The sequence below is a fragment of the Halomonas marinisediminis genome (assembly GCF_004347715.1).
Classification (GTDB): Bacteria; Pseudomonadota; Gammaproteobacteria; order Pseudomonadales; family Halomonadaceae; genus Halomonas; species Halomonas icarae.
The window spans coordinates 94,721-121,186 of record NZ_SLTR01000002.1 but is presented as its reverse complement, the minus strand read 5'-3'; the positions used below and the strand labels follow the sequence as shown (position 1 = coordinate 121,186).

The following is a 26,466-nucleotide window of genomic DNA, read 5'->3' as shown; positions in this document are numbered from 1 at the left end:
AGCCTCGTCGGCGGGAGCGGTTTCCCCGGAAAGACAAGGGGCGCCTCATAAGAGGCGCCCCTTGTAACAGCCGGCCGAGTCAGGCGATGACTAGCCCTGCTCGGACCCTGCGACCTGGCGCGGCGCCTCCTTGCCGCGCAGCTTGCGTCCCAGCCAGTCGGAGACCGAGGCGATCATGGCGTAGAAGCTGGGAATGAAGAAGCTTCCCAGCACCGCGACAGACGCCATGCCCACCGCCACCGTGGTGCCGATATGGTGGCTGCTGACATCGCTCGCCCCACTGGCCAGGGCCAGCGGCAGGGTACCGAAGATAAAGGCCAGCGAGGTCATCACGATCGGCCGGAAGCGCAGCTCCGCCGCGCTGATGGCCGCCTCGCGGATCGTCTTGCCCAACTCCTTGCGCTGCAGCTCGGCAAACTCGACGATCAGGATGGCGTTCTTGGCCGCAAGGCCAACCACTACCAGCATGCCGATCTCCACATAGACACTGGAATCCAGCCCGCGCAGCGCGATGCCGCCGATCCCTCCCAGGAAGGCGAAGGGGGTGGCGGTCAACACCGCCAGCGGCAGCGACCAGCTCTCGTACTGGGCCGCCAGAATCAAGAACACCATCAGCAGGCCGAAGATGATCGCCAGGCTGGCGGCACTGCCCATCTGACTCTCCTGATAGGCGGTACCGGTCCAGCCCATCCCCCAGTTGCTGCCCAGGGTCTCGGCAACGACCTCCTCCATGGCGGTGATCGCCTCGCCGGAACTGTAGCCAGGCGCCGGGCCACCCTGGAACTGCGCCCCCAGATAGACACCGAAGCGCGACACCACCGCGGGCTTGGCCTGGCGCTCCAGGGTCACGAACTCCGACAACGGAATACGCTCCCCATTGCCACCGCGCACATAGACACTGCTGATATCATCGGGTGTCTTGCGGAACTCATCCTCGTTCTGCAGATAGACCTGGAAGTTGCGGTTCTGATAACTGAAGAAGTTGACGAAGCCGGTACCGAAGGTATTGGAGAGCGTCGCGTTGAGCTGCTGCAACGACACCCCGTAGCTCAACGCCTTCTGCTGATCGATCTCGGCGCGGTAGCCCGGCACATTGACATTGAAGGTGGTAAAGACACGCTGCAGTGCCGGGTGCTCACCCGCCGCCTGCATTACCTTAAGCGACGCCTGGAACAGCTCCTTGGGCGTGGCTCCCTCGAAGGACTGCAGATAGCCCGTGAAGCCACCGGTGGTGGAGAGCCCCATGATCGGCGGCATGTTGAAGGCCATCGCCGAGCCCCCCGGAACCTGGGCGCCCAGCTGCATGATCCTGCCGACCAGCTCATCCGCGGTCAGCGTCCGCTCATCCCAGGGCAGCATATTGATGAACATGATGCCGCGGGCCGAGTTGACCGCACTGGAGAGCATGTCATATCCCGCCACGGCGGAGCTGAACTCGACCCCCTCGATCTCCTCGACACGGGCGCTCAGCTCATCCATATAGGCCCGGGTACGGTCCAGGGAGGCGGAGTCGGGTAGCTGTACCGCCGCCAGCACCAGGCCCTGATCGGTCTCGGGCACCAGGGTCGAGGGGGTGATCTGGTAGAGCCACCAGGAGCCGCCGACCACCAGGCCGGTCAGCAGCAGGGCCACTCCCCAGAAACGCACCAGCGACCTGACCACCCACATGTAGGCGGCGGTGATACCGGCAAAGAGGCTGTCGAACAGGCGCAGCGGGGTGTGAAGGGCGCGCGCCAGCTTCGACTGCCCCATCTGCGGCTTGTGCTTGATGAACACGGCCGACAGGGCCGGCGTGAAGGTCAACGCCATCAGCGCCGAGAAGGCCACCGAGATCGCCACGGTCAGGGCAAACTGCTGATAGATCTGGCCGGTGAAGCCCCCCAGGAAGGCCACCGGCAGGAACACCGCGGCCATGATCAAGGAGGTGGCGATGACCGGGCCACCCACCTCCTTCATGGCCTGGATGGTCGCCTGGGGGACCGTGATCTCCTCATCCTCGCCCAGCACCCGCTCGACGTTTTCCACCACCAGGATGGCGTCGTCCACCACGATGCCGATGGCGAGCACCAGCGCGAACAGCGTCAGCAGGTTGATCGAGAAGCCGAACAGGTAGAAGCCGGCGAAGGTCGCCAGTACCGACACCGGCACCACCGACATGGCGATCAGGGTGAAGCGCCAGTTCTGCAGGAAGACGAACAGGATCACCCCGACGATCAGAAACGCCTCGATAAACACCTTGGTCACGGTATCGACGGAGGCGCCGATAAACAGCGTGGTGTCATAGGGCACCACCTGCTCGAGCCCCGGCGGGAAGCGCGCCTCCAGTTCGGCCATGGTCTCGTGGACCAGTCGGGCGGTCTCGAGGGCATTGGCACCAGGCTGCTGGTTGATGATGATGGGCGTCATGGCGCCACCGTTCAGCTTGGCGTTGACCCCGTAGTAGGAGGCGCCCAGCTCGATGCGTGCCACGTCGCTGAGACGCAGCGACGAGCCATCGGGGTTGGTGCGCAGCAGGATCTCACGGAAATCGTTGACGCTGTTGAGGCGCCCACCGGCGGTGATCGTATAGGAGAAGGCCCTCGGGTCGCTCTGCGGAGTGGCGGCCAGCCCCCCCGCGGGGACCTCGGTGTTCTGGGTGCGAATCGCCGTCGCCACCTCGGTTGGGGTAAGATCGTACTGGGCCAGCTTGTCCGGGTCCATCCAGATGCGCATGGCAAACTCGCCGCCACCCAGTACCGAGGCATCCCCCACCCCCGGGAGCTGACGCAGCTCATCGAGAATATTGAGGGTGGCGTAGTTCTGCATGAAGATGTTGTCGTAGTCGCCCTGTGGCGAGATCAGCGCGACCAGCATCAGAATCGAGCTGGAGCGCAGCTCCACGGTCACGCCCTGGGCCTGCACCGCCTCGGGCAGCTGAGAAAGCGCCCCTTGCACCCGGTTGTTGACGTTGATGGTGTTGATATCGCCTTCGGTGCCGATATTGAAGGCCACGTTGAGGCTCATGGAGCCGTTGTCGCCACTGGTCGAGGTCATGTAGAGCATGTCCTCGACACCGTTGATGGCCTCGGCCAGGGGAGCCGCCACCGTCTGCGCCACCGTTTCGGCATCGGCGCCGGGGAACTGGGCGCTAACCGAGACGGTGGGCGGCACCACACTGGGATACTGCTCCACGGGCAGCACACGCAGGCTGACCACCCCGACTAGGGTCAGGATGATCGCCAGTACCGTGGCGAAGATCGGCCGCTTGATAAAGAAGTTGGAGAAGTTCATCAGGCGTCGCCCTCACCGGCCTCGGCCGGCCCCGACTCGCTCTCGGCCGCTGCCTCCTGGGCCGCCTGGCCCTCCTGGCCGGGCTGGGCAGCCGAGCCACCCGCTGCCGCCGCGCCCTGCTGCATGGAGCGCTCGACCAGCGCCTGGGCATCGCCATCGAAGGACAACGGCTTGATGGTCACGCCCGGCTCGATCCCGGCGAGATCCCCGACCACCACACGCTCACCCGGCTCGACCCCGTCACGCAGGATGTTCCAGGACCCGGCCACCTCGCCCAGGCCAACGGGCCGAGCGCGGGCGACGTTATCCTCGTCGAGCACGAATACCTGGGGCCCCATCAGGCCCTGGCCGATGGCGATCTCGGGGACTGCCAGCACATCGAAGCGCTTGAGGCCCTCGAGTTCGACACGCACGAACTGCCCGGGAAGCACGCGGTGCTCGGGATTGTCGAAGGTGGCGCTGGCCTGCACCGTGCTGGTGCCCTCCTCCACGCGCGAACCGAGGAAGGTCAGCCGACCCACGAGCCGCTCGCTTCCTTCGAGCCCGGGCAGCTGAAGGACCGCACGAATCTCCTCGGTGCCGTCACGCTCCTCCATCTGGCGACGCAGCTCGAAGGCGTCGCGCTGGGGCAGCTGGAAACGCACCTCGAGCGGATCCAGCGGCGTGATGGTGGCAAGTTCGGTGCCATTGCCCACCACATTGCCGACATTGATCCGGCTGAGGCTGATCATGCCCGATACCGGGGCGGTGACTTCGGCATAGTCGAGATCGATCCGTGCGGTGGCCAGTGCCGCCTCTGCCTGGACCACCGACGCGCGTGCCACGCTCAGCTCCGAGCGCGCCTGGTCGACCTGCTGGCGACTCACCGAGTTCTGACTCAACAGCCGTTCGAAACGATTGGCATCGCGCTGGGCACGCTCCAGCTGGGCGCGGGCACTCTGCAGGTCGGCCTCACGCTGCCTGACCGCCGCCTGATACACATCCGGCTCGATGGAGTAGAGCACCTGCCCCTTCTCGACCATCTCACCCGGCTCGAAGTGACGCTTCTCCAGGGTGCCGGTGACGCGGGCCACCAGCGTCACCTCATCATCGCTGCGCAGCAACGAGGGATAGGAGCGCTCCAGGTCGAGATCCTGTCGGGCCAGCTCGGCGACCTCCACCGGGTGTGGGGGACGCTCCTGGGCGCCGCCCTGCTGGGCCTGCTGAGGCGACTCATCTTGACCACAGGCGGCCAGCATCAGGCCGGCGGCCAGGGCAAGAAGGCCCGCCCGGCCGATTCGGTATGCAGTTTTCATGCGCGTGGGGTTTCCTTGGGAAATAGCGGATGAACGAATTTTACATTCACCAGTGTATGGATGTAAAACTTAGCTGCCTAAGCAAGGCTCGGGGCACCGCCCTGGATAATCGGCTGGCGCTGACCTGTTATCGCTGACCTGTTATTGCTGACCTGCCATTGATCAGCTGCTCGCGATGGCCAGTCATGCATCAATAGCCAGTGCTCAGGGGCAGTGGCTATCGAGCGACTGTCCAGGGCCCAGAAGACTCACTGGGGCGTAGGGCGCTCACCGATGTTCATTACTGGATCCTTGCCCGCAGCATCCGGCAACTGAAGGTCGACGCTGCCGCCGTCCAGCCAGGCGTTGATCTCGGCCAGGGCCTCCTCATCGAGGGTGCCCGCACGCTGACGCAGGGTCAGCAGGTTGATCACGTAGTCGTAACGCGCGCTGGCCAGCTCGGCGATGGCGTTGTAGAGATTCTGCTCGGCATTGAGCACATCGACGATATTGCGGGTACCGACCTCGTAACCGGCGCGGGTCGCATCCAGGGCGCTCTGGTTGGAGACTACGGCTTGGGCACGGGCCTCCACCGTCGCCACATCGTTGGTCACCCGGGTATAGCTGGAGCGTACGTCCTGGATGGTGCTGCGACGCTGGTCCTCGAAGTCGTACTGGGAGGCCTCCAGCAAGTAGGTGTTCTGGCGTACCGAGGCGCTGGTACGCCCCCCGGTATAGAGAGGCATGCTGACGCCTACCCCGACCTGGCTGCTGGAGTCATGGCCATCGATGCGATCGGCATCGCTATCGGCATAGTTGTAGCTGGCGAAGGCATTGACCTGAGGGAGGCGGCCGGCGCGGGCGATCTCCACCGCGCTGCGCGACACCTCGACACCGGCCTGGCTGGCCAGTACCCGGGGATTGTTCTGCATGGCCAGCTCCACCCAGGCGCTGCGCTCCAACGGCATGGGCGGAGCGATGGTCAGCTCCTCGCCCAGGGCATCGATACTCTCGTAACGCTGACCGGTGAGCCGTTCGAGCACCTCGAAACGCACCTGCAGATCGCTCTCGGCGCCGATGCGGATCGCCCTGGCCTGGTCGAAGGCCGCCTTGGCCTCTTCTACCTCGGTAATGGCGATCAACCCCACCTCGAACTGCTCGCGGGCCTGCTCCAGCTGGCGGTTGATGGCCCGCTCCTGGGCACGACGCGCCTCGAGCACCTCATGGGCGCGCAGGATCTCGAAGTAGGCGGTCGATACACTGATCAATACGCCCTGCTCGGTAGCCGCCAGCTGATAAAGCTGTTGATCGACCTGACGTGCGCTGCGCTCTACCTGCCGTGTGGCGATGGCATTGAAGAGGGCCTGAGTGGCCTCGAGAGTGACGCCGACACGATTGACGTTGTCATCCCCTTGGGGCTGACCGGGAATCGACTGCGCCTCATATTGACGGTTGTGGGTCAGATTGCCCGAGGCCGTGACCTGGGGCAGCAGATCCGCCCCCTCCACATCACGCCCGGCTTCGGTACTACGGGTCAGGGCACGAGCCGAGGCCAGCTCGGCGTTGTTCATCAGGGCATCGTTGGCGATGGTCAGCAGGTCCGCCGCCTGGGCGGGTGTCGACATGATGGTGGCCACCATCATCGGCAACAGGGCACGGCGCAGGACGCGCGACGGGCGGGAACAACGCGACGGGCAGGAAGACGTCATCGGCTCATCCTCGATCGATGGGATATTTACATACATTGTCGCATGTTCAGACCTCGATTCCACCTTATCATCGAGGAACAATATGGCATATCGTGGTCACCCCAGCGGCGGAGGCGAAGCATGCAACACCTTGATTGGGTCAGCGTAGACGATCTCGACGTGGCAGTGCGGGTATGGCATCCCGACGCCCCTCGCACCCTGATTGCCTGGCATGGTCTGGCTCGCCATGGGGGTGACTTCGCCGAGCTGGCCCATCGCCTGGGGCCTGAGTGGCGGGTGCTGGCACCGGACACCCCCGGGCGCGGCCTCTCGACCTGGTCGCCCCACCCCGAGCGTGACTACACCTACGCCGCCTACGCCGGCATCGCCCGGGGCATCCTCGACCATTTCGACCTGGAACGGGTGCCCTGGCTGGGCACCTCCATGGGCGGCCTGCTGGGCCTGCGCCTGGCCGCCGAGCCCGACACCGCCGGGCGCATCGAGCGCCTGATACTCAACGATATCGGCCCCGAGCTGGCGCCCGATGGGCTAGCCGAGCTGGGCGACTACTTCTCGCGCACCCATGAATTCGCGAGCTTCCACGACCTCGAGGCCGAGCTGTGCCACCACTATGCAGGATTCGGCATCGAAGGCGACGACAGCTGGCGGCGACTGGCGCTGGAGAGCGCACGGCGCCTGCCCGACGGGCGCTGGAGCTTTCACTACGACCCGCAGATCACCGCGCAGTTTGTCCACGACACGCCGCGAGACCTATGGGCCGACTGGGGCGCCCTCACCTGCCCGCTGATGGTGGTCCGCGGCACGCACTCTACCCTGCTCGCCGCGACCACGCTCGAGCGCATGGCCGAAACACAGCCCCGGCTCATCACTCTGGAAGCGGCCGGCTGTGGCCACGCCCCCTATCTCGACCGCGCCAGCCAGGTCGAGCCGATTCGACGCTTCCTCGCCCTGCAAGCGACCTAGGACGACTCAAAGGTCGCGATCACTCACCTTCATGCTGGCCTAACGCGTCTCGACCTCCAGCCTCGATACCGCACGCTAAAAAAGCCGCCCGGGGCGGGCGGCAAGCAGGGACAATACACAACGCTGCAATAAGACGATCAACAACAAATCTTGATACAAGGTCAATTCGCTGAGCCTCACTGGGGCATCAGCACGCTGTCGATGACATGAATAACGCCGTTGCTGGCCTCGATATCGGCCGAGATCACGGTGGCACCATCGATCATCACACTGCCATCCATGGTGGTGATGGTGATGTCCTGGCCTTGCACGGTGGTGGCGCTATCGGCGGCCATGGCGTCGGCGGCCATGATCTCGCCGGACACGACATGATAGGTAAGAACATCCTGCAGGGTCTCCTTGTTCTCCGGCTTCAGCAGCTCCTCGACGGTGCCCTCCGGCAGGGCGGCAAATGCCTCGTCGGTGGGGGCGAAGACGGTAAAGGGACCCTCGCCCTTCAGGGTATCGGCCAGGTCCGCCGCCTGCACCGCGGCGACCAGCGTCTCGAACTGTCCTGCCTCGATGGCCGTGTCGACGATGTCCTTCTGCTTCATGCCGTGGTGTTCCGCCTGGGCACAGCCGGCGATGAATAGACCAGCCACACCAGCGGCCATCAGATGAGTCATGGGGAGGGTGAATGTCTTCATGATGGGGTATTCCTCTTGTGGGCTGACTCGGGCGGATGCCCGGCGGTCGTGTCACCGATGAATGGAGTTCCATCGGTCAACCTATACACAACCTATACTACCACCATAAATTGGACAAGTTTTTTTCGGCACCTTTGTGACACGCCAGGGCACGATAGGGCAAGAGAGTCTTGCTATGGCTGACGCAGCCCCCCCGGATATGGCACAACGACAGGCTGGATCACCCCGATAGAGGAGTCACACTCATGTACAAGCTGGCGTTCTTTGTACCGATGGCGGAGGCCGAGGCCGTCAAGGAGGCAGTATTCGCCACCGGCGCCGGGCGCATCGGCGATTATGAGGCGTGTTGCTTCCAGACCCCGGGTACCGGGCAGTTCCGCCCCCTGGACGGTGCCACCCCGCATATCGGCAGGGTGGGCGACCTGGAGCGGGTGGAAGAGCTGAAGGTGGAGCTGGTCTGTGAGGATGCGCTGATTCGCGAGGCGGTGGCAGCGCTACGCCAGGCCCACCCCTATGAGGAGCCGGCCTTCGATGTCTGGCGTCTCGAGGATCTTTGAAGCCGGGGGTGTGCGACTAGCCGGCACCGGACTGACGTTCGCGGTCGGGCACGATGTCGCTCATATGCAGCGGAAACTCGCCCTGCTTGCGGTCCGCATAGAAGTGCCACAACGTGCGCTCGATGGTAGGAAAGGCGAGCTCTTCCCAGGGGATTTCGTGCTCCTCGAAGAGACCCACCTCGAGGCTTTCCGGCCCCGGAGCGAAGCTGCCCTCGAGATCGGCCCGAAAGATCATGAACACCTGGTTGATATGCGGCAGGTTGATCAGGGTATAGAGCCCATGTAGTCGGGTCTCGGCACAGGCCTCCTCGCGAGTCTCCCGGGCGGCGGCCTCTGCCGTGGTTTCGCCGTTCTCCATGAAACCCGCTGGCAGCGTCCAGTACCCCTTGCGTGGGGCGATGGCACGGCGGCAGAGCAGCACGCGAGTACCGCTTACCGTTAGCGTCCCCGCCACGATACGCGGGTTCTGATAGTGGATGGTCGCGCACTCGTCGCACAGAAAGCGCGGACGATCATCCCCCTGCGGAATCGCGAGGCGCACGGTATGGCCACAGTGGCTACAGAAGTTCATGAGACTCCCAGGCAAGCGAACTGGCTTGACGTTGCGGAAGGCGGCCGGGTAGAAGATACCAAACCCCAATGGAAACCCCATGTTAGAGAAACTTCGCGAACGCCTGCAAGCGCACCGGCCCCGCCGACAGTCACTGCGCCTACCCGAGGCGGCGGTGCTGATGCCCATCGTCGACCGTCCCGACCCAACGCTGCTGTTCACCCGGCGAGCCATCCACCTCAATACCCACAGCGGCCAGGTCGCCTTTCCCGGCGGCAAGCGTGAAGCCCAGGATGCCGACCTGCTGACCACCGCGCTGCGGGAGTCAGAGGAGGAGATCGCCCTGCCGCCGCAGCATGTGGAGCTGCTCGGCCAGCTGTCGGACGTGATCTCGCTGCATGGCTTGAGCGTCACCCCTTATGTGGGAGTGATTCCACCCGATCTGCCGCTGCTGCCCGACCCCGCCGAACTCGACCTGATCTTCGAGGTGCCGCTGGCACTTTTTCTCGAGGACCGTCGTCATCATACCGACGTGATCCCGGTAGACGGCCGGCCCTGGTACGTGCCCAACTACCATGTCGATGGCCAGGTTATCTGGGGGCTCTCGGCGATGATGCTGGTGGAGCTTCTCGCCGAGGGGTTCGGCCGTCCGGTCGACTTGCACCGGGAGCCACCAGGACCGTTATGCTACTTTCCAGAGCGGCTGCAGCGTATCCAGCAGCATGCCACCGGCTGACCCGGGGGCCGGAGCCATATGCCCGACAGCACACCCAACAGCGCACCCAACACCAGTGCCGCTCTTTCGCCCGAGGCCCAGGCCCGCTTGATCGAGGCGCATACGGCGCTTGCCGCCCGCTGCGACCGACTCGAGGAGAGGCACCGGGCCCTCGAAGCTGAGCGTGACCACTACCGCTGGCTGGCCGAGAGCAGCACCGATCTGATCTCGCGCCATGCCCGAGACGGCACCTTTCTCTACGCCTCGGAGGCGGCACGCGACCTGCTCGGGTATGCCCCCGAGGAGCTGATCGGCATCTCCGCCTATGACCTGTTTCACCCCGCCGACCTGGCCGCCCTGCTCAACAAGTCACCGCGGATCTACTACCGCGACGGCTTCTACCAGCAGACCTATCGCTTCCGCGCCAAGGATGGCCACTATGTCTGGTTCGAAACCACCAGTCGGACCCGGCGCGACCCGGCCAGCGGCGAGTTGCTCGATATTCTCTGCGTCTCCCGGGATGTCGGGCGCCGCATCCGTGCCGAGGCCAACCGAGAACGACTGGCCCGGGTGGTGGAGTCCACCACCGAGTTCGTGCTGTTCATGGATGACGATGAGCGGCTCTTCTACGCCAACCAGGCGGCACGCCACCTCCTGCAGCTGCCCCGCACGGGCGGCGCCGCGCGACTGGCCGACGCCTATATCGAGGAGTCACTGCGCGACCTGCATGATATCGTGCTGCCCGCCGTGGCCCGCTACGGCTCATGGAGTGGCGAGCTGGCGATGCGTGGTCCACAGGGCGTGGTGCCGGTGCTCAGCGTGGTGATGGCGCACTCCGGGCCCGGCACGGAATCGGGCCATGTATCGCTGCTCAACCGTGATATCCGTCTGCGCCAGGCGGCCGAGGAGCAGGCCCGTCAGCATCAGGCCCAGATCGCCCACGCCAACCGGCTGGCCACCACCGGCGAGCTGGCATCGAATATCGCCCATGAGCTCAATCAGCCGCTGGGCACCATCGGCAACTACGCCAGTGGCGCCCTGCTCAAGCTCGATGCCGGCCAGCCGGCCGAGGCACTGCGCCTGCCCCTCGAGCAGATCCAGCGACAGGTAGAGCGCCTGGGGGAACGACTGCGCCATATTCGCGGCTTCGTGCGCAAGGGCCAGATCCGGCCGCGGCCCATGGTCCTTGCCGAGGTAGTGGACGCCGCCTGCCGGCTCTGCGAGTGGCAGTACCAGCAGGCCGGGGTCGACCTCGAGGCGGCCCTCAAGGCGCCACTGCCGAGGGTGATCGCCGACCCGGTGGGACTGGAGCAGGTGCTGGTCAACCTGCTGCTCAACGCACTGGAGGCGAGCCGCGACCATCCCGGCGCTCAACGGGTCGAGATCAAGGCCCGGCGCAGCGGGCGCCGCGAGGTGACCCTGACGGTTGCCGACCAGGGCCCCGGCATCCCCGCCGACCAGGCCGACTCCATCTTCGCCCCCTTCCACTCCAGTCGTGACGAGGGGCTGGGCATGGGCCTGGCCATCAGCCGCACCCTGATGGAAGCCATGAGCGGCAACCTGCGCCTGCTGCCACACACCGGTTCCGGCGGCGCCACCTTTGCCGCTACACTGCTCGCCGAACCTGACCACACCGCTGCCTTGAAGCGCCCATGACCGATACCTCTTCACCCTGCATCGCCATCGTCGATGACGACCAGGCCCTGCGTGACTCCCTGGCCTGGCTGCTGGACTCCGTCGGCATCGAAAGCCGCCTCTTCGCCGACGGCGAGACCTTTCTCGCAGGCGACCCCGAAGGCTTCGACACGGTACTGCTGGACGTGCGCATGCCCGGCCTCTCAGGTCTCCAGGTACAACAGCGACTGAGTGAGCTGGAAAAGCCCCCCCCGGTCATCTTCATGACCGGCCACGGCGATGTGCCCATGGCCGTTTCCGCGCTCAAGGCCGGGGCGCGCGACTTCCTCGAGAAGCCATTCAATCACCAGCAGCTGATCGATATCGTCCAGCAGTCACTTCATACGCACCAGCAGGCGCGTCAGGCCCAGCTCCGCCTCGAGGCGCTACGCGAGCGTTACGCCGCACTGCGCCCCAAGGAACGCCAGATCCTGGTGCACGTGGCCCGGGGTCTGACCAGCCGCGAGGTCGCCGACCACCTCGGAATCAGCCCCAAGACCGTGGAAATCTACCGGCTGCGCGCCATGAAGTCACTGGGAGCCGCCAACCTGGCCGAGCTGGTTCGCCTGTGCGTGGCGCTGGGGCTGGTGGATACCCTGCCCGAAGAAGCCCCCTGACCTTGACCCAGCACAGCTCTTGACCTGGGTGCTACACATAAGATGTATATTTCGAAACCAACCGTCCCTCCCTCGGCCGGATCGCCTTAGCCGGAGGCTGGCCGAGAGACAACCCTGCGCAACCACGCCATCTGGACCAGGAAAAGTGTCATGCTGAATCGCATCCCTTCAAGCGCCACCCTGCTCATGTCTGCCTCCCTGCTGCTGGGTGCCGGTACCGCCCACGCCGCCCTGCCCGCCGAGGCGACCCTCTACAAGAACCCCCAGTGCATCTGCTGTGACAAGTACGCCCGTCACCTCGAGGAGCATGGCGTCGATGTCACCATCGTCGATGACGTGTCGCTCGGCCAGATCAAGAAGAGCGTCGGCCTGCCCTACGGCCTCGGCGCCTGCCACACCATCGAGATGGGCGGTTATGCCATCGAGGGTCATGTGCCCTTCGCGGCCCTCGAGAAGCTCTTCGAGGAGCGCCCCGACACCGATGGCATCGGCCTTGCCGGCATGCCCATCGGCACGCCCGGCATGCCAGGACCCAAGCAGGAAGCGTGGAATGTCTACCAGTTCCGCGATGGCGAGGCCCAGCCGTTCATGACCCTCTGAGGGGAACCCGCCAGTCGTGATAGCGCCGCCCCCGGCCAGCTCCTGGCCGGGGGCGGCGTCGTGGGTATCGCCTACACTGTGGGCGTAAGCCCGGCCATGATGACCGCGGCACTCCGACCCCAGCGAGGGGGAGGCAACACCATGAACAAGACCGCCGTTCGTACCCTTCAGCAGTTTCTCGCCGACCAGGACGCCTACCACGCCAGCATCGACGGAGTACGCGGCCCCATGACCCTGGCGGCCGTGAATGCCGCGTTACAGAAGCATGCCAGCCAGCTGCCCGACGGGGCCGACGGCTGGAGCGACCGACGCCGCGCCGTCGCCTGTCTGCAGATCGCCTGCCAACAGAACAGGATCGAGGTCGGGCCCATCGACGGACTGTGGGGCCCCCAGACCGAGCATGCGGTGGAGGTGCTGGACACCCTCCAGAAGACCGGCAGCAAGCCTGCCCCCTGGCGCGATCAGCCGACGCTGGAGACCAACCCCAACGGCTGGTACCGGGAGGCCGAGCTGGAGCAGGCGCTGGGCTCGCCGACACGCAAGCCACCCCTGACGGTCGTGCCCTGCCCCTGGAAGCTTGCGCTGGCCTGGGATCTCGGCACCAGCCCCAGCGGTATCGGCTGCCACGAGCAGGTCGCCGACAGCCTGGCGCGCATCCTGGAGCGGGTACAAGACCACTACGGGCCGCAGCGCCTCAGGGAGCTGGGCCTGCATCGCTACGGCGGCTGCTACAACAAGCGTCGCAAGCGCGGCGGCACCCGCTGGTCGACCCATGCCTGGGGCCTGGCCATCGACTGGGACCCGAGCCACAACAAGCTCCGGTGGGGACGCGACCGAGCACGCCTGGCTCGGCCGGAGTACGACATCTGGTGGCGCCTCTGGGAAGAGGAAGGCTGGGTCAGCCTGGGGCGCACGCGCAACTTCGACTGGATGCACGTGCAGGCCGTCAAGCTCTGACGCCGACTCAATCACGCAGGATGGTCATGCGGCGCAGCTCGTCCTCGGGGAAGACCCGACCGCTCTCCAGGGCGACGAACAGGTGCTGAAACACCACACCGGGCTTGCCGGGCACGATGCCAGACCGAAAATAGGAGTGCCCCTTGGGGAAATCGTAGAGGGTATTGACGTCGTCGCAGTCGACCGCGAAGACATTGCGCGGCAGGCGGATCATGTCTTCGGGACCGGTGTGGCCGAGCCGCCGGGAGGCGATGCGATTCCTCAGGTTGGAGGCCTTGCTGGCACGCAGCGCCAGGTCGTCGGAGGCAAAGTAGACGGTCACATTGCGTGAGCTATGCACGATCAGCTCACCACTGCGCCCCTCCTCCAGTGACTCGTTGACGATATCGGCGGCAACCAGGAAGGTATTGCGAAACAGCAGCGGCACCCCGCCCGGCAGCGAGTACTTGTGCCAGACCCTCAGGGTCTCGCGCAGCACGCGATTGCCCATGGAGTGGGCCAGCACATTGATGCGCTTCAGGCAGGGGGTCGGGTCCTGCTTGAACTGCTCCCCCTCCCGCCAGTCCAGGAAGCGCTGCAGCACGCGGGCGAAGGAGAAGCCGCTCAGGTCGGCCGACTCCTGATCATCCCAGTAGTCCTTCACTATCCCCAGGTCATTGTCACAGGGCCACACCAGAGGTACCACCAGCACCTCGCCTGGCTTGGTCTCATCGCACAGCGACTGAAACTCCTGGACCGCCGCGAAGACATCTTCCGGCAGATTGGAGAAGCCGTGGATATAGATCAGCACCTGATTGACATCGGCGTCCTTGAGCCGCTGCAGGAAGGCCGAACTGCCAATCTCCTGATACTCCTCCTCCCCCTGCCGCTCGCAGTAGAACACCGAATTGCTGGCAGCGTTATTGTTGAGGTCGAAGGTGAAGTTGCGGTTGACCCGAGTGCGAATGCTCTGGGTAGGAAAACGATTGGTAATGAACAGCATGGCGGCCACCTCGCAGGACGGCGGCAATCACACCGCCTTCCCTTGAAGTTAGCAGCTGCGCGGGGATTGGCCGCCCTGTTCCGTTAACGCTTCTCGGCGCGCAGGCGCGGCTCGAGCATGGCCAGATACTCGGCAAGTACCACGGCGTTGTTGTGGCGTTCATCCTTGGCGGCAAATACCAGGGTCACCCTTTTCCCGAGGGCGCGCTCGGCCAGGGGCCTGAGCCGTTCGCGATGCGCCTTGAGCTCGCCCAGGTAGCGGCGGCGGAACTCGCCCCACCCCTGATCACCGGCATGAAAGGCCTTGCGCAGGGTGTCGCTGGGAGCGACCTCCTTGGGCCACTCGTCGATTCTCGCCTCCTCCTTGGAGACGCCACGGGGCCATAGACGGTCGACCAGCACACGATAGCCGTCATTGTGGTTCGCGGCGTCGAAGGCACGCTTCAGCTCCAGGCTCATCGGGGACTCCTCCATCGAGAGTGGTGCCCCCCAGTGTAGCCAATCGACGCCGCAGGCTAGGGTCAGGCCTTGAGCACGTAGCGCAGCACCTCGACCACCTGATCGGTGGTGGTACACCAGGCCTGGGCGTCGGCATCGACCTCCTTGAGCGGGTGCACGATCTCCTCGCCGTGGAGGGTCACGTAGGGCTTGCCCAGGGCGGCGCAGTAGCCGGCGTCGAAGGCGGCGTTCCACTGCTTGTACTTGTCGCCGAAGCGCACCACCACCAGATCGCTCTGCTCGATCAGGGTGCGCGTGCGGATGGCATTGACCTTGGAGGACTGGTGATCCCGCCAGAACTGGCTCGGGGTCTCGCCCAGATGGTCGCCGGCGGCATCGCTGGCATCATGGTCGGTCACCGGAGCGGTGAACACCACATCGAGGCCGGCCGCCTCGGCGCCACGCTGGATCTCGTCGCGCCAATCGGTGTGGATCTCGCCGGAAAGATAGACGTGAAAGCTCATGGCAGGCTCCTTGCGCAAGTGGACAGATGCCCCGTCATGATAACCCAGATGGCCATTTGCTGGAAATCCATTCCATTTCACTCAGCCAACCCTTGTGATGAGCCCTTGCACGCCGCCAGCACCGTCATATCGCCTGTAAGGTCGGGAGCCGTTGCCCGACAGAACCCTGTGACCCCAGGGTTCGAGAGGAGGCAGATCATGAAACGCGCACAGGGGTGGAGGGCCGCCATCCTGATGGTCGGTCTGGCCTGGTCGCTGGGATCCATGGCCGACGGGCGCATCTTCACCCGCGACGGACTGGCCATCGGCGGCACCGACCCGGTGGCCTACTTCACCGAGGGCAGACCGGTGGCGGGCTCACCGGAGCACCAGCTCGAGTGGCACGAGGCCACCTGGCAGTTCGCTTCCGCCGAGCACCGCGACCGCTTCCAGGCCGACCCCGAGGCCTACGCCCCGCAATACGGCGGCTGGTGCGCCTGGGCCGCGGCACGCGGCGAGGCCGCCTCGACCGTGCCCGAGGCGTGGAAGATCGTCGACGACAAGCTCTATCTGAACTACAGCCGCTTTATCCAGTGGCGCTGGGAGCGTGACATTCCCGGCCATATCGAGGCCGCCGATAGCCACTGGCCGAATATCTTCGCGCCTTGATCCCTCATCGCACCGTTGGGCGCTGATCCAGTGGACCAGTGGGCACTCGCAGCTACCGGGCTGGGTAAATGGGTATCCTCGAGAGTACGCGGGTATCCTCGAGAGAGTCAGCGCGGCTTCGGCGTCAGGGGCTCGCCGACACTGATCGTCCGCCCCTCTCCTGCCAGCAGGATAGCGTTCTGCCCGAAGTACCCGCCCGGGGCCAGGCGGGTGTTCATCTCCACCAGCGTGCGCAGAGGCTCGCCCGGCACCTCGATCTCGCCGCTGCGCTGATCCACGGTGGTGATCTTGCAGCGCTGGCAGGGCTTGCGCAGCCCCAGCCGCCAGCCACTCTCGACGGCGGCCAGCTCCTGCCAGCCATCCTCGACGAAGGGCAATTCGTGGTCGATCACGATGCTGGGCCGAAAGCGACTCATCGGCACCGGTTCGAGCCCCTTGGCAGCCAGGCGGCGGTTCAATTCGGCAAGCGAGGCCTCGCCCACCACCAGGAAGGGATAGCCATCGGCAAAGGCGGTATGTGCCTGCTCGCCCGGCGCGAGATAGTGCGGCTCGACCCGGCGCCGCTGGTCGGGCGCGAAGCGCACCAGGCGCAGACCACTGCCCCGGAAATCACCCAGCACCCCGCCCAACCACTCCCTGGCCTCGGCCCCCTCATCCAGGGCGGCACAGCGATCCTCCCAGACATAGACTGTCAGCCGTTCCTGCCCCTCCGCTGACAGGGGGACACGCAACGCCTCGGCATCCGGATGGCGCAACACCAGGGCATCGGCCTCGAGACCGACCCGAATGGCGGCCATGGCCGGCAATTGGCGCTGCGTAACGAAACGCCCCACATCGTCGACCACCATCCAGCGGCGATCCCAGGCGAGCCCTTCGGGCGTCAGCTCGGCCTCGTTCAGGGCGATGGCACCCAGTGACTTGACCGGGTAGATAGAAAGCTGGGTGATCTTCACGGGCGGCTCCAGGGGCAAGAAATGCCCAAAGCCTAGCCCAGGCGATCAGGGATTACAGCCGGGTGGTTTCGATCACGAAGCCGATAATGGGATAGCCAGCCTTGCGGGCGGCCTTCTCGGCTTCCAGCTGTGCCTCGATCTTGGAGATGCTCGACGACACATGCTCGAACACGGTATCCATCTCGAGCTGCTTGGTGCGTACGGCCAGCTTCACCCGATGGCCTGTCTTCGGCGAACCGCCAGGCTTGCTGCGTGGCGCCTTGGGCTTTGTCTTCGCGTTGCTCTTGTCCTCGATGGGCCACTCGGGAGCGGAGGTCGCCGCCTTGCGTCGAGTCTCCTGGGCCTTGTCCATGAAACTATTAATATCGCGGCGCATCTGCCGCTCGAATTCGCTAAGTTCCGTTTCCATCGTGTCTCCGTCTGCTTCAATCATCGCGCGATTGTACCAGAGTTTGCGCGGATACCACTCTAAGCCGCCATGGTCGCCTTGACACGACACGGAACCATCCGCTAACCGCTTGACTGTCGTCGCGGCAGAGCCGCTTCTGGCAAGTCAGCGATGCAAGACATTCCCCCTGTCTCGTGGAAGAGACCACCAGAATAGACAGGCCGGGCGAGTTTTTGCCCGGCCTGGGAGATGCCATACGGCCTTACGACACTTCGAGGGCGATCTTGAGCACGCCGTCGCGCTGGTGGCTGAAGAGATCATAGGCGTCGACGATCTTCTCCAGCGGGTAGCGGTGGGTGACCATGGGACCAAGGTCCAGGCGACCGCTGTCGATGATCTGCATCAGGCGACGCATGCGCTCCTTGCCACCCGGGCACAGCGAGGTAACGATGCGATGGTCACCCAGACCCGCACTGAAGGCATCCAGGGGGATGGTGAGGTCCTCGGAGTAGACCCCGAGGCTCGACAGGGTGCCGCCGGGCTTGATGACGCGCAGCGCCTGCTCGAAGGTCTGCTGCAGCCCCAGCGCCTCGATGGAGGCATCCACGCCTCGGCCACCGGTGAGCTTGAGCACCTCCGAGACCACATCCACCTTGCGGAAGTTGAGGGTCACGTCGGCACCCAGCTTGCTGGCCATTTCCAGCCGCTCATCGACGCCATCCACGGCGATGATCATGCCGGCGCCGCGCAGCCGTGCGCCGGCGGTGGCGCACAGCCCGATGGGACCCTGGGCGAATACCACGACGCTGTCGCCGATCTTGATATTGGCGGCCTCCGCCCCGGCGAAGCCGGTGGACATGATGTCCGGGCACATCAGCACCTGGTCGTCGGTCAGACCATCGGGTACCGGCGAAAGGTTGGCCTGGGCGTCCGGCACGCGCAGATACTCCGCCTGGGCCCCATCGATGGTGTTGCCGAAGCGCCAGCCGCCCATGGGCTTGTAGCCATGGGCATGGTGGCCGCCATCCTGGGAGCTGCAGCCATCCTGACAGGCGTAGGAGGTGAAGCTCGGGCAGATCGCCCCGGCGATCACCCGCTGCCCCTCACGGTAGCCCTGTACATTGGCGCCCAGCTTCTCGATCACGCCTACCGGCTCATGGCCCACGATCAGGCCCTTCTCCACCGGGTACTCTCCCTTGAGGATATGTACGTCGGTGCCGCAGATGGTGGTGGTGGTCACACGGATCAGGGCATCGTTGGGACCGATATCGGGAATGGGGCGGTCGTCGATCTCGATGCGTCCGGGCTCGACGAACACGGCGGCTTTCATCATGGAGGGCATGGCAGGCTCCTGGGCCGACAGGGAAAGTAGCCACTAAAGCTATAAAAGTGACCACTACAGCTATAGCAGCTGGCCAGAGTGATACCTTGATGTATATCAACCAGAACGGCTATAGAGCCTGTCAGTTGCGTCAAGCACCAGCCAGACCACCCAACGTGATCACCCCAGGTTTGTCGTAACCCCCTGCTACGGGGCAGACTGGCAGGGCAATACCCCATCTCAACAAGGGAGACTGACCCCATGACGATAACGACCGGCGAGCGCATCCCCGACGTGACCATCAAGACCAACGGCGCGGAGGGCCCCGAGGACATTCGCACCAGCGAGCTCTTCAGCGGCAAGAAGGTGGTGCTGTTCGCGGTACCGGGCGCCTTTACCCCCGGCTGCTCCAACACTCACATGCCGGGCTTCGTGGTCAACGCCGACAAGCTGCTGGCCCAGGGAGTCGACACCATCGCCTGCCTCGCGGTGAACGACGCCTTCGTGATGGGCGCCTGGCAGCAGGATCAGAACGCCCAGGCCATCACCATGCTGGCCGACGGCAACGCCGAGCTGACCCGTGCGCTGGGGCTCGAGCTTGACGCCAGCGGTGGCGGCATGGGGATCCGCTGCAAGCGCTTCGCCGCCATCGTCAACGATGGGGTGGTCGAGTATCTGGGTGTCGATGACAAGGGCGTCGACAAGAGCAGTGCCGAAACGGTCATGGCCCAGCTGTAAATGCTGGCATGTTTCTGGAGAGTGATATGAGCCTGTCCCCGTTTCATCTGGCGATTCCGGTCCATGACCTGCCGGCGGCCCGCGCCTTCTACGGCGAGGTGTTCGGCCTGGAGGAGGGTCGCTCGAGCGAGCAGTGGGTCGACTTCGACTTCTTCGGCCACCAATTGGTGATCCACGAACACCCGCAGACGCCTACCCAGAAGCAGGCCCACACCAACCCGGTGGACGGCCACGACGTACCGGTGCCCCACTTCGGTGTGGTACTGGGCTGGGAGGAGTGGGAGGCGCTGGCCGAACGTCTCAGGGCCCGCGACACGAGATTCGTGATCGAACCTCATGTGCGCTTCAAGGGCCAGGTCGGCGAGCAGGCCACCATGTTCCTGCTCGACCCTTGCGGCAATGCCCTGGAGTTCAAGGCGTTCAAGGATATGAACCAGCTGTTCGCCAAGTAGCCTTCAGGCTCAACCGACGGAACCCGTAACACAACGCGGCCGTGGCAGTTATGCCACGGCCGCGTTGTCATGATCTTTGACGCTCACTGGGTAAACACCAGATTGAAGCTGACCGGCACCGCCGTGCTGATGGCGGAGAGCCCGGCGACCTCGCGCAGGGCCTCGACACCCTCGCCCAGCCCGAAGTCCTCGGCGGAGAGTATCACGGGGTGCACCGAGCTAATCAGCAGGGTCGAGTCGTCGAGGCGAATCGCCTGCATCTCGGCCTCCAGTTCCAGCGTCTCGCCATGCAGGCTCAGGCTCAGGGTCTGGGTTTCCTGACGACGCTCGCCCACTTGCATGTCCGACAGGGCTTCCTCGCCCATCGCCATACTGACCTCGGCCTCGCCGAACTGACCGGTCTCGAACAGCATCTCCTGCATGCGTTCATTACGAATATCGATGCCTGTCTCGACACTGGAGAGATCGATCACCACCCGGCTCTCCTCCTCCTCGATGCTGCCGGAGAGCTTGCCGAAGCTGTTGATCTCACCGGTGGAGGCGTTCTTGATGGAGACGTAATGCACCGAAGAGTGCTCCTCGTCCAGTTGCCAGGCGGCCTGGGCCCAGGCTGGCGTGGCAAGTAGCAGTGCGGAAACTAACAGTGCTTTCATGACGGCTTTCTCCCATCCTGGAGTTCAGAGCGTTACTGCCAGCTATCACCATAGCCCGTCATTCAACCAGTGCAAGGGGAGCCTGGAAAGGCACCCCTGCAACGCAAGGCGGCCGTGGCTGAACTGCCACGGCCGCGCTTCAGCTAAGGCAACGCCCCTTAAGCTAAGGCAACGCCCCTTAGAAGTTCGGCTTGCGCTTCTCGACGAAGGCGCTCATGCCTTCGCTCTGCTCCTCACCGGCGAAGCAGAAGGCGAACAGCGCATTCTCCAGGGCCAGGGCGCTGTCGAGATCCTGGTCCATGCCATCGTGGATCGCCTGCTTGGCGGCGCGAACCGACTGCGGGCCGTTGCCACCCAGCTGCTTGGCCAGCTCCTCGACATAGTCCTCGAGCTCCGCCTGGGGCATCACCCGATTGACCAGACCGATGCGCAGCGCTTCGTTGGCGTCGATCTTGCGACCGGTGGTGCACAGATCGATGGCCATGGCCGGGCCGACGCGGCGCGGCAGACGCTGGGTGCCACCGAAGCCGGGGATCACGCCGAGCAGCACCTCGGGCTGGCCGAAGATGGCGTTATCGCTGGCCACCGCCCAGTCACAGGCCAAGGCCAGCTCGCAGCCGCCACCCAGGCAGAAACCGTTGACCAGCGCCACGGTAGGCACCGGCAGGGTCTCCAGACGCTTGAAGGTATCCAGCGCCTGGCGGGCGAAGTCCCGGGCCTGCTCGGGGGTCTTCTCGCGCATCTCGGCGATATCGGCGCCGGCCACGAAGGACTTCTCGCCGGCACCGGTGATCACCACGGCACGCAGGTCGGCGCGGCCCTCCAGGTCGGCCAGTACACGCTCCAGCTCGGCCAGCACATCGCTATTCAGGGCGTTGAGTGCCTTGGGACGATTGATGGTCAGGCGCACGAGGCCGGCGTTGTCGACCACATCGATCAGCTTCTCGCTCATGGGTAGGACTCCTCGGATTCTTGTTGCGTGGTGTTGAGACGATACCGCCCAACCCTAGCGAACGCTAGGTTGGGCGGCAATGCTTCCTTGGTGGATCCCAGTCCGGGTATGAGGCCCTCCCAGTGGCGCCTGGCGGCGCCTTCGCCCGGCGGAGCCGGCCTCCCACAGGAGGTATCACCTTTGCCTGGCGGAGCCCGCCTCCCACAGGAGATACCGGCCGCCAGACCCGATCAGGAGTAAACGTGGAAGCCACGGCCCGATTTACGGCCCAGATAGCCGGCATCCACCATACGCTTGAGCAGCGGACAGGGCCGATACTTGGGATCGCCGAAGCCCTCCTGCAGCACCTCCATGATGGAGAGGCAGACATCCAGGCCGATCAGGTCGGCCAGGGCCAGCGGCCCCATGGGATGGGCGGCGCCCAGCTTCATGGAGGCGTCGATGTCCGCGGCGCTGGCCACCCCCTCCTGGAGCAGGAAGGCGGCCTCGTTGATCATCGGCACCAGCAGGCGGTTGACCGCAAACCCGGGGGAGTCGGCGATCGCCACGGCGGTCTTGCCAAGCGCCTGGGTCAGCTCCTCGATGCGCGCCACGGTGGCATCGCTGGTCTGCTCGGCACGGATCACCTCGACCAGCTTGAGCACCGGCACCGGGTTGAAGAAGTGCATGCCCACCACCCGCTCCGGGCGCTCGCAGACGGCGGCCAGGCGGGTCAGCGACAGCGAGGAGGTATTGGAGGCCAGGATCGCCTCATGGCTCAGGCGGCTCAGGTCGCGAAACAGCTTCTCCTTGAGAGCCGGCTGCTCGGGGGCGGCCTCGATGATCACCTCGCAGTCGCGCAGGGCATCCAGCGCGGTGGTGGTGTCCAGACGCGCCAGGGCGGCATCCTGGTCGGCCGCGGCGAGCTTCTCCTTGGCGACCAGCTTGCCCAGCCCCTTGTCGATGGCACCACGGGCGCGCTGGAGCTGCTCCTCGGCCACATCGTAGAGTCGAACCGAAAAGCCGCTCTGCACCAGCACCTGAGCGATCCCCTGCCCCATGGTACCGGCGCCTACCACACCGATCGCTTGCTCACTCATCTGCACTCTCCTGTGATCTGCTTCTTGTCAACTGTCAAACCGTCAGAACCGCCAGGGACTGTCCCCGACCGAGCTGGCATCGGCGCCGCTGCCGGGGACAGTCCCTTCTCGCTCCTTCTCGCTACTGCTTGCGCGCTTCGTCGCGCAGCACGAACTTCTGGATCTTGCCGGTGGAGGTCTTGGGCAGCTCGGTGAAGATCACCGTCTTGGGCGCCTTGAAGGTCGCCAGACGCTGACGGCAGTGATCGATGATCTCCTGCTCGGTGACCTCGCCATAGCCCACCTTGAGCTTGACGAAGGCACAGGGGGTTTCGCCCCACTTATCGTCGGGCTTGGCCACCACGGCCGCCTCCTCCACCGCCGGGTGCGAGTAGATGCAGTCCTCCACCTCGATGGTGGAGATGTTCTCGCCACCGGAGATGATGATGTCCTTGGAGCGATCCTTGATCTCGATATATCCGTCTGCATGCCACACCGCGAGGTCGCCGGTATGGTACCAGCCGCCCTCCAGGGCCTGCTCGGTGGCCGCCTCGTTCTTGAGATAGCCCTTCATCACGTTGTTGCCGCGCATCAGGATCTCGCCGATGGTCTGGCCATCCTTGGGCACCGGCTCCAGGGTGTTGGGGTCGGCCACACAGAGCGCTTCCAGCATGTGGTAGCGCACCCCCTGACGCGACTTGAGCTTGGCTCGCTCCTCCATGGGCAGCTCGTCCCATGCCGCGCGCCAGGCGCAGGAGGTGACCGGACCATAGACCTCGGTAAGGCCGTAGACGTGGGTCACGTCGATGCCGAGCGTCTCGACGCCGGCGATCACCGAGGCGGGCGGCGCCGCGCCCGCCGTGGTGACCTTCACCGGGTGATCGAAGTCGCGCTTCTGCTCGTCGGGCAGGTTGACCAGCCCATTCAGCACGATGGGGGCGCCGCTGAAGTGGCTCACCTGCTCGTCGGCGATCAGGTCCATCACGCGCTTGGCCTCGACCTTGCGCAGGCAGACATTGGTGCCGGCGGCGGCGGCGATGGTCCAGGGGAAGCACCAGCCGTTGCAGTGGAACATCGGCAGGGTCCACAGATACACCGGGTGGTGCGGCATCGCCCATACCAGGATATTGCTGGTGGCATTCAGGTAGGCACCGCGGTGGTGGTAGACCACCCCCTTGGGCTTGCCGGTGGTGCCGGAGGTGTAGTTGAGCGAGATCGCCTGCCACTCATCCTCGGGCAGACGATAGGCATGGTCCGGGTCACCCTCGGCCAGCAGCGCCTCGTACTCCAGCTCACCGATGCTTCTCCCCTCGGGCACAAACTCGGGATCGGCCACATCGATGACCAGCGGTTTTCTGTCGAGCTTGCCGACCGCCTCCTCGATGACATCGGCAAACTCCGGATCGACCAGGATCGCCCTGGCCTCGCCATGTTCCAGCATGTAGGCGATGGCATCGGCATCCAGGCGAATATTCAGGGTGTTGAGCACGCAGCCGGACAGCGGCACGCCAAAGTGGGCCTCGAACATCGCCGGCACGTTGGGCAGCATGGCCGCCACGGTCTCGCCGGGCTGGATGCCACGCTTCTCGATGGCCGAGGCGAGTCGACGGCAGCGCTCCCAGGTGGTGCCCCAGTCGCGGCGCAACTTGCCATAGACCACCGCGGGGTAGTCCGGGTAGATCGAGGCGGTACGCTCGATAAAGGTCAGCGGTGAGAGCGGTACGTGGTTGGCGGCGGTCTTGGGCAGACCCTGTTCAAAAATGCTCTGGCTCATGAGTGGCTCCGTGATCTGGCGCATGACCCTGTCGGGCTGTTCATGCTCCTGTCGAGTTGTTATGGGGGCGAGAGTGGCGCATGGCGGCTAGAGAGGCCGCCGGCTGGAGCCGGCGGCGCAGGCCTTGTATTGACACTAGTGGGCGATGTCGAAGGCGGCCAGGCTGGCCATGCCGGCCTCGATCACCGCGCGCTGTGCACGACCCACCGGCAACCACTGGCGTATCACATAGTCGGCGCTCTGGCGCTTGGTGGCGTAGAACGGATCGGCACTGCCGCCGGCCTGGGCGGCGCTGGCCTTGAGCGCTGCCTGGCCCATCTGCCAGGCGCACAGCACGTGCCCGGCGAGGCTCAGGAAGGGGGTCGCGTAGGCCTGAACGGCGTCGGCCCCGCTCTCCGGGTCGGCGCCCGCCTCCAGCACCGTGGCCATGGCGGCACGCAGATCGGTAACACCAGCCGCCAGACTCTCGCCCAGTGTGGTCAGTTCGTCGCTGGCCTTGAGCGATGCCACGGTGCTGTCGATATCGCCGAGCAGCCCCTCGAGGGCGGCACCGCCATCACGCTGCAGCTTGCGCCCGGCCAGATCCAGGGCCTGAATGCCGTTGGTGCCCTCGTAGATGGGCGCGATACGCGCATCGCGCAGCAGCTGGGCGGCGCCGGTCTCCTCAACAAAGCCCATGCCACCGTGAACCTGAATCCCCAGGGAGGCGATCTCCACCGCCTGGTCGGTCGAGAACGCCTTGACCACCGGGATCAGCACCTCGGCACGCGCCTGAGCGGCGGCGCGCTCGGCATCATCCGCCGCATGACGCGCCACATCGAGCTGGGCGGCACAGTAGAGCGCCAGGGCCCGCAAAGCATCGGTGCGCGCGCGCATGGAAAGCAGCATGCGCCGCACATCCAGATGGTCGCTGATGGTGCAGTCATTGCGCCCCGAGCGCGGGCTGCGCCCCTGGGTGCGATCCAGGGCGTAGGCGGCGGCATGCTGGCAGGCGCGCTCGGCCACGCCGATCCCCTGGATGCCGACCTTGTGACGCGCTTCGTTCATCATGGTGAACATATGGTTGAGGCCACGCCCCTCTTCGCCTACCAGGTAACCGATCGCGCCCTCCTGCTCACCGAAGCTCAGGGTGCAGGTAGGCGAGCCATGGATGCCCAGCTTGTGCTCGATGGAGGCGCAGACCACATCGTTGCGTTCGCCCAGCGAGCCATCGACGTTAACCAGGAACTTGGGCACCACGAACAGCGAGATACCCTTGTTGCCCTCGGGGGCATCCGGCTTGCGCGCCAGCACCAGGTGAATGATGTTCTCGGCGGCATCATGCTCGCCCCAGGTGATGAAGATCTTCTGGCCGAAGAGTCGATAGCTGCCGTCTTCCTGGGGCACGGCACGGGTCCGCACCTTGGAGAGATCGGAGCCGGCCTGGGGCTCGGTCAGGTTCATGGTGCCCGTCCAGCTCCCCTCGACGAGCTTGGGCAGGTAGGTGGTACGCAGTGCCTCGCTGCCGTGGTGGGCCAGCGCCTCGATGGCACCGGCGGTCAGCATGGGGCACAGGCCCAGCGACATGTTGGCACCGTGAAGCATCTCCTGCACCGAGCTTGCCACGACCTCGGGAAGCCCCTGGCCACCCAGTTCCTCGGAGACACCGATGCCGTTCCAGCCCCCCTCGGCGTAGGCCTGGTAGGCCTCGACAAAGCCGTCGGGCACGCTGACGCTGCCATCCTCACGACGGGTGCAGCCCTGCTGGTCGCCGCTGGCATTGAGCGGTGCCCAGACTTCGCCGGCCAGCTTGGCGGCCTCCTCCAGCACCGCCTCCACCAGATCGGGACTGGTTTCCTCGAAACCGGGCAGTGCGAGAGAGCCGTGCTCGAGCAGCTCTTCCAGTACGAAGCGAAGGTCACGGACGGGAGCGGCAAAGGGAATCATCGAAGCACCTCGGGAAAAATGATAATGGCGATAGTAGATTCACTACTTTCCGTCGACCATTATCCCAAGGTCTTAAACATGCAGACAC

General features: G+C 65.0%; 26 protein-coding genes. 10 read left to right on the top strand and 16 right to left on the bottom strand.

Translation table 11 applies throughout. From position 1 onward, the window contains the following. Nucleotides 1-90: 90 nt before the first annotated feature. The 3 genes from E0702_RS02300 to E0702_RS02290 form a co-directional block, all read right to left on the bottom strand. Complete coding sequence (locus E0702_RS02300) at nucleotides 91-3,270, bottom strand: efflux RND transporter permease subunit (protein ID WP_132041355.1); 3,180 nt, start codon at nucleotides 3,268-3,270, stop codon at nucleotides 91-93. Continuing rightward, entirely contained in the window at nucleotides 3,270-4,565 is a 1,296-nt protein-coding gene (locus E0702_RS02295) for an efflux RND transporter periplasmic adaptor subunit (RefSeq protein ID WP_240721649.1), read from the bottom strand. Before E0702_RS02295 ends, E0702_RS02300 begins: the two co-directional genes overlap by 1 nt. 248 nt (nucleotides 4,566-4,813) lie before the next feature. Then, complete coding sequence (locus tag E0702_RS02290) at nucleotides 4,814-6,253, bottom strand: TolC family outer membrane protein (RefSeq protein WP_132041354.1); 1,440 nt, start codon at nucleotides 6,251-6,253, stop codon at nucleotides 4,814-4,816. 120 nt (nucleotides 6,254-6,373) lie between these two features. Here E0702_RS02290 and E0702_RS02285 point away from each other — a divergent pair, with 120 nt between their 5' ends. Continuing rightward, nucleotides 6,374-7,216 carry an alpha/beta fold hydrolase gene (locus tag E0702_RS02285; protein WP_132041353.1) on the top strand — a complete coding sequence of 281 codons (843 nt, stop codon included), beginning with the start codon at nucleotides 6,374-6,376 and terminating at the stop codon, nucleotides 7,214-7,216. A gap of 176 nt (nucleotides 7,217-7,392) precedes the next feature. On the opposite strand, the gene E0702_RS02280 is transcribed toward E0702_RS02285, so the two are convergent. After that, nucleotides 7,393-7,902 carry a fasciclin domain-containing protein gene (locus tag E0702_RS02280; protein WP_205741861.1) on the bottom strand — a complete coding sequence of 170 codons (510 nt, stop codon included), beginning with the start codon at nucleotides 7,900-7,902 and terminating at the stop codon, nucleotides 7,393-7,395. 245 nt (nucleotides 7,903-8,147) lie between these two features. Between E0702_RS02280 and E0702_RS02275 the strand changes: the two genes are divergently transcribed. Then, nucleotides 8,148-8,459, top strand: a complete 312-nt coding sequence (locus E0702_RS02275) for a Nif3-like dinuclear metal center hexameric protein (protein WP_132041352.1) — start codon at nucleotides 8,148-8,150, stop codon at nucleotides 8,457-8,459. A 16-nt stretch (nucleotides 8,460-8,475) separates the two neighbouring features. Here the strand turns inward: E0702_RS02275 and E0702_RS02270 are convergent, their stop codons facing one another. Next, entirely contained in the window at nucleotides 8,476-9,030 is a 555-nt protein-coding gene (locus E0702_RS02270) for an NUDIX hydrolase (RefSeq protein WP_132041351.1), read from the bottom strand. Between the two features lie 79 nt (nucleotides 9,031-9,109). Here E0702_RS02270 and E0702_RS02265 point away from each other — a divergent pair, with 79 nt between their 5' ends. The 5 genes from E0702_RS02265 to E0702_RS02245 all read left to right on the top strand — a co-directional run bounded on the left by E0702_RS02265 (nucleotide 9,110) and on the right by E0702_RS02245 (nucleotide 13,572). Further along, complete coding sequence (locus E0702_RS02265) at nucleotides 9,110-9,745, top strand: CoA pyrophosphatase (RefSeq protein ID WP_132041350.1); 636 nt, start codon at nucleotides 9,110-9,112, stop codon at nucleotides 9,743-9,745. Between the two features lie 18 nt (nucleotides 9,746-9,763). After that, nucleotides 9,764-11,380 carry a PAS domain-containing sensor histidine kinase gene (locus E0702_RS02260; protein WP_132041349.1) on the top strand — a complete coding sequence of 539 codons (1,617 nt, stop codon included), beginning with the start codon at nucleotides 9,764-9,766 and terminating at the stop codon, nucleotides 11,378-11,380. Then, on the top strand, nucleotides 11,377-12,015 hold the full coding sequence (locus E0702_RS02255; RefSeq protein ID WP_132041348.1) for a response regulator transcription factor: 639 nt from the start codon (nucleotides 11,377-11,379) through the stop codon (nucleotides 12,013-12,015). The genes E0702_RS02260 and E0702_RS02255 overlap by 4 nt, the downstream gene beginning before the upstream one ends. Before the next feature lie 150 nt (nucleotides 12,016-12,165). After that, complete coding sequence (locus E0702_RS02250; protein ID WP_205741860.1) at nucleotides 12,166-12,615, top strand: DUF411 domain-containing protein; 450 nt, start codon at nucleotides 12,166-12,168, stop codon at nucleotides 12,613-12,615. A 141-nt stretch (nucleotides 12,616-12,756) separates the two neighbouring features. After that, nucleotides 12,757-13,572, top strand: a complete 816-nt coding sequence (locus tag E0702_RS02245) for a M15 family metallopeptidase (RefSeq protein WP_132041347.1) — start codon at nucleotides 12,757-12,759, stop codon at nucleotides 13,570-13,572. Nucleotides 13,573-13,579: 7 nt separating this feature from the next. On the opposite strand, the gene E0702_RS02240 is transcribed toward E0702_RS02245, so the two are convergent. The 3 genes from E0702_RS02240 to E0702_RS02230 all read right to left on the bottom strand — a co-directional run bounded on the left by E0702_RS02240 (nucleotide 13,580) and on the right by E0702_RS02230 (nucleotide 15,515). Next, nucleotides 13,580-14,554, bottom strand: a complete 975-nt coding sequence (locus tag E0702_RS02240; RefSeq protein ID WP_132041346.1) for an alpha/beta hydrolase — start codon at nucleotides 14,552-14,554, stop codon at nucleotides 13,580-13,582. 83 nt (nucleotides 14,555-14,637) lie between these two features. Further along, nucleotides 14,638-15,012 carry a DUF488 domain-containing protein gene (locus E0702_RS02235; protein ID WP_132041345.1) on the bottom strand — a complete coding sequence of 125 codons (375 nt, stop codon included), beginning with the start codon at nucleotides 15,010-15,012 and terminating at the stop codon, nucleotides 14,638-14,640. A 62-nt stretch (nucleotides 15,013-15,074) separates the two neighbouring features. Beyond that, nucleotides 15,075-15,515 carry a YtoQ family protein gene (locus tag E0702_RS02230; protein ID WP_132041344.1) on the bottom strand — a complete coding sequence of 147 codons (441 nt, stop codon included), beginning with the start codon at nucleotides 15,513-15,515 and terminating at the stop codon, nucleotides 15,075-15,077. Nucleotides 15,516-15,713: 198 nt separating this feature from the next. Between E0702_RS02230 and E0702_RS02225 the strand changes: the two genes are divergently transcribed. Then, a complete protein-coding gene (locus E0702_RS02225) occupies nucleotides 15,714-16,163 on the top strand; it encodes a YHS domain-containing (seleno)protein (RefSeq protein WP_132041343.1) in 450 nt (149 codons plus the stop codon). 107 nt (nucleotides 16,164-16,270) lie between these two features. Here E0702_RS02225 and E0702_RS02220 read toward each other — a convergent pair whose 3' ends face one another. From E0702_RS02220 to E0702_RS02210, 3 genes are all read right to left on the bottom strand, one after another. Further along, entirely contained in the window at nucleotides 16,271-17,116 is an 846-nt protein-coding gene (locus tag E0702_RS02220) for an MOSC domain-containing protein (protein WP_132041342.1), read from the bottom strand. Between the two features lie 52 nt (nucleotides 17,117-17,168). After that, on the bottom strand, nucleotides 17,169-17,525 hold the full coding sequence (locus E0702_RS02215; protein ID WP_132041341.1) for a hypothetical protein: 357 nt from the start codon (nucleotides 17,523-17,525) through the stop codon (nucleotides 17,169-17,171). A gap of 241 nt (nucleotides 17,526-17,766) precedes the next feature. Then, complete coding sequence (locus E0702_RS02210; protein ID WP_132041340.1) at nucleotides 17,767-18,846, bottom strand: NAD(P)-dependent alcohol dehydrogenase; 1,080 nt, start codon at nucleotides 18,844-18,846, stop codon at nucleotides 17,767-17,769. A gap of 240 nt (nucleotides 18,847-19,086) precedes the next feature. On the opposite strand from E0702_RS02210, the gene E0702_RS02205 reads away from it, so the two are divergent. Continuing rightward, complete coding sequence (locus E0702_RS02205; RefSeq protein WP_132041339.1) at nucleotides 19,087-19,563, top strand: peroxiredoxin; 477 nt, start codon at nucleotides 19,087-19,089, stop codon at nucleotides 19,561-19,563. A gap of 26 nt (nucleotides 19,564-19,589) precedes the next feature. After that, nucleotides 19,590-20,015, top strand: a complete 426-nt coding sequence (locus tag E0702_RS02200; protein WP_132041338.1) for a VOC family protein — start codon at nucleotides 19,590-19,592, stop codon at nucleotides 20,013-20,015. Between the two features lie 83 nt (nucleotides 20,016-20,098). Here the strand turns inward: E0702_RS02200 and E0702_RS02195 are convergent, their stop codons facing one another. From E0702_RS02195 to E0702_RS02175, 5 genes are all read right to left on the bottom strand, one after another. After that, nucleotides 20,099-20,668, bottom strand: coding sequence for a YceI family protein (locus E0702_RS02195; protein ID WP_132041337.1), 570 nt, complete (start codon nucleotides 20,666-20,668; stop codon nucleotides 20,099-20,101). A 178-nt stretch (nucleotides 20,669-20,846) separates the two neighbouring features. Next, nucleotides 20,847-21,620: an enoyl-CoA hydratase-related protein gene (locus E0702_RS02190; RefSeq protein WP_132041336.1), complete on the bottom strand. Its 774-nt coding sequence runs from the start codon at nucleotides 21,618-21,620 to the stop codon at nucleotides 20,847-20,849. Nucleotides 21,621-21,850: 230 nt separating this feature from the next. Then, on the bottom strand, nucleotides 21,851-22,699 hold the full coding sequence (locus E0702_RS02185) for a 3-hydroxybutyryl-CoA dehydrogenase (RefSeq protein WP_132041335.1): 849 nt from the start codon (nucleotides 22,697-22,699) through the stop codon (nucleotides 21,851-21,853). 121 nt (nucleotides 22,700-22,820) lie between these two features. Beyond that, nucleotides 22,821-24,452: an acyl-CoA synthetase gene (locus E0702_RS02180; RefSeq protein ID WP_132041334.1), complete on the bottom strand. Its 1,632-nt coding sequence runs from the start codon at nucleotides 24,450-24,452 to the stop codon at nucleotides 22,821-22,823. 135 nt (nucleotides 24,453-24,587) lie between these two features. After that, on the bottom strand, nucleotides 24,588-26,378 hold the full coding sequence (locus E0702_RS02175; RefSeq protein ID WP_132041333.1) for an acyl-CoA dehydrogenase: 1,791 nt from the start codon (nucleotides 26,376-26,378) through the stop codon (nucleotides 24,588-24,590). Nucleotides 26,379-26,466 lie beyond the last annotated feature (88 nt).

Coding starts and splice junctions, on each gene's coding strand:
- E0702_RS02205 (WP_132041339.1), top strand. CDS start 19,087: ATGACGATAACGACCGGCGAGCGCATCCCCGACGTGACCATCAAGACC.
- E0702_RS02230 (WP_132041344.1), bottom strand. CDS start 15,515: ATGAGCTTTCACGTCTATCTTTCCGGCGAGATCCACACCGATTGGCGC.
- E0702_RS02250 (WP_205741860.1), top strand. CDS start 12,166: ATGCTGAATCGCATCCCTTCAAGCGCCACCCTGCTCATGTCTGCCTCC.
- E0702_RS02275 (WP_132041352.1), top strand. CDS start 8,148: ATGTACAAGCTGGCGTTCTTTGTACCGATGGCGGAGGCCGAGGCCGTC.
- E0702_RS02215 (WP_132041341.1), bottom strand. CDS start 17,525: ATGGAAACGGAACTTAGCGAATTCGAGCGGCAGATGCGCCGCGATATT.
- E0702_RS02290 (WP_132041354.1), bottom strand. CDS start 6,253: ATGACGTCTTCCTGCCCGTCGCGTTGTTCCCGCCCGTCGCGCGTCCTG.
- E0702_RS02190 (WP_132041336.1), bottom strand. CDS start 21,620: ATGAGCGAGAAGCTGATCGATGTGGTCGACAACGCCGGCCTCGTGCGC.
- E0702_RS02270 (WP_132041351.1), bottom strand. CDS start 9,030: ATGAACTTCTGTAGCCACTGTGGCCATACCGTGCGCCTCGCGATTCCG.
- E0702_RS02260 (WP_132041349.1), top strand. CDS start 9,764: ATGCCCGACAGCACACCCAACAGCGCACCCAACACCAGTGCCGCTCTT.
- E0702_RS02280 (WP_205741861.1), bottom strand. CDS start 7,902: ATGAAGACATTCACCCTCCCCATGACTCATCTGATGGCCGCTGGTGTG.
- E0702_RS02235 (WP_132041345.1), bottom strand. CDS start 15,012: ATGAGCCTGGAGCTGAAGCGTGCCTTCGACGCCGCGAACCACAATGAC.
- E0702_RS02245 (WP_132041347.1), top strand. CDS start 12,757: ATGAACAAGACCGCCGTTCGTACCCTTCAGCAGTTTCTCGCCGACCAG.
- E0702_RS02285 (WP_132041353.1), top strand. CDS start 6,374: ATGCAACACCTTGATTGGGTCAGCGTAGACGATCTCGACGTGGCAGTG.
- E0702_RS02240 (WP_132041346.1), bottom strand. CDS start 14,554: ATGCTGTTCATTACCAATCGTTTTCCTACCCAGAGCATTCGCACTCGG.
- E0702_RS02255 (WP_132041348.1), top strand. CDS start 11,377: ATGACCGATACCTCTTCACCCTGCATCGCCATCGTCGATGACGACCAG.
- E0702_RS02265 (WP_132041350.1), top strand. CDS start 9,110: ATGTTAGAGAAACTTCGCGAACGCCTGCAAGCGCACCGGCCCCGCCGA.
- E0702_RS02300 (WP_132041355.1), bottom strand. CDS start 3,270: ATGAACTTCTCCAACTTCTTTATCAAGCGGCCGATCTTCGCCACGGTA.
- E0702_RS02185 (WP_132041335.1), bottom strand. CDS start 22,699: ATGAGTGAGCAAGCGATCGGTGTGGTAGGCGCCGGTACCATGGGGCAG.
- E0702_RS02225 (WP_132041343.1), top strand. CDS start 15,714: ATGAAACGCGCACAGGGGTGGAGGGCCGCCATCCTGATGGTCGGTCTG.
- E0702_RS02200 (WP_132041338.1), top strand. CDS start 19,590: ATGAGCCTGTCCCCGTTTCATCTGGCGATTCCGGTCCATGACCTGCCG.
- E0702_RS02295 (WP_240721649.1), bottom strand. CDS start 4,565: ATGAAAACTGCATACCGAATCGGCCGGGCGGGCCTTCTTGCCCTGGCC.
- E0702_RS02210 (WP_132041340.1), bottom strand. CDS start 18,846: ATGCCCTCCATGATGAAAGCCGCCGTGTTCGTCGAGCCCGGACGCATC.
- E0702_RS02180 (WP_132041334.1), bottom strand. CDS start 24,452: ATGAGCCAGAGCATTTTTGAACAGGGTCTGCCCAAGACCGCCGCCAAC.
- E0702_RS02175 (WP_132041333.1), bottom strand. CDS start 26,378: ATGATTCCCTTTGCCGCTCCCGTCCGTGACCTTCGCTTCGTACTGGAA.
- E0702_RS02195 (WP_132041337.1), bottom strand. CDS start 20,668: ATGAAAGCACTGTTAGTTTCCGCACTGCTACTTGCCACGCCAGCCTGG.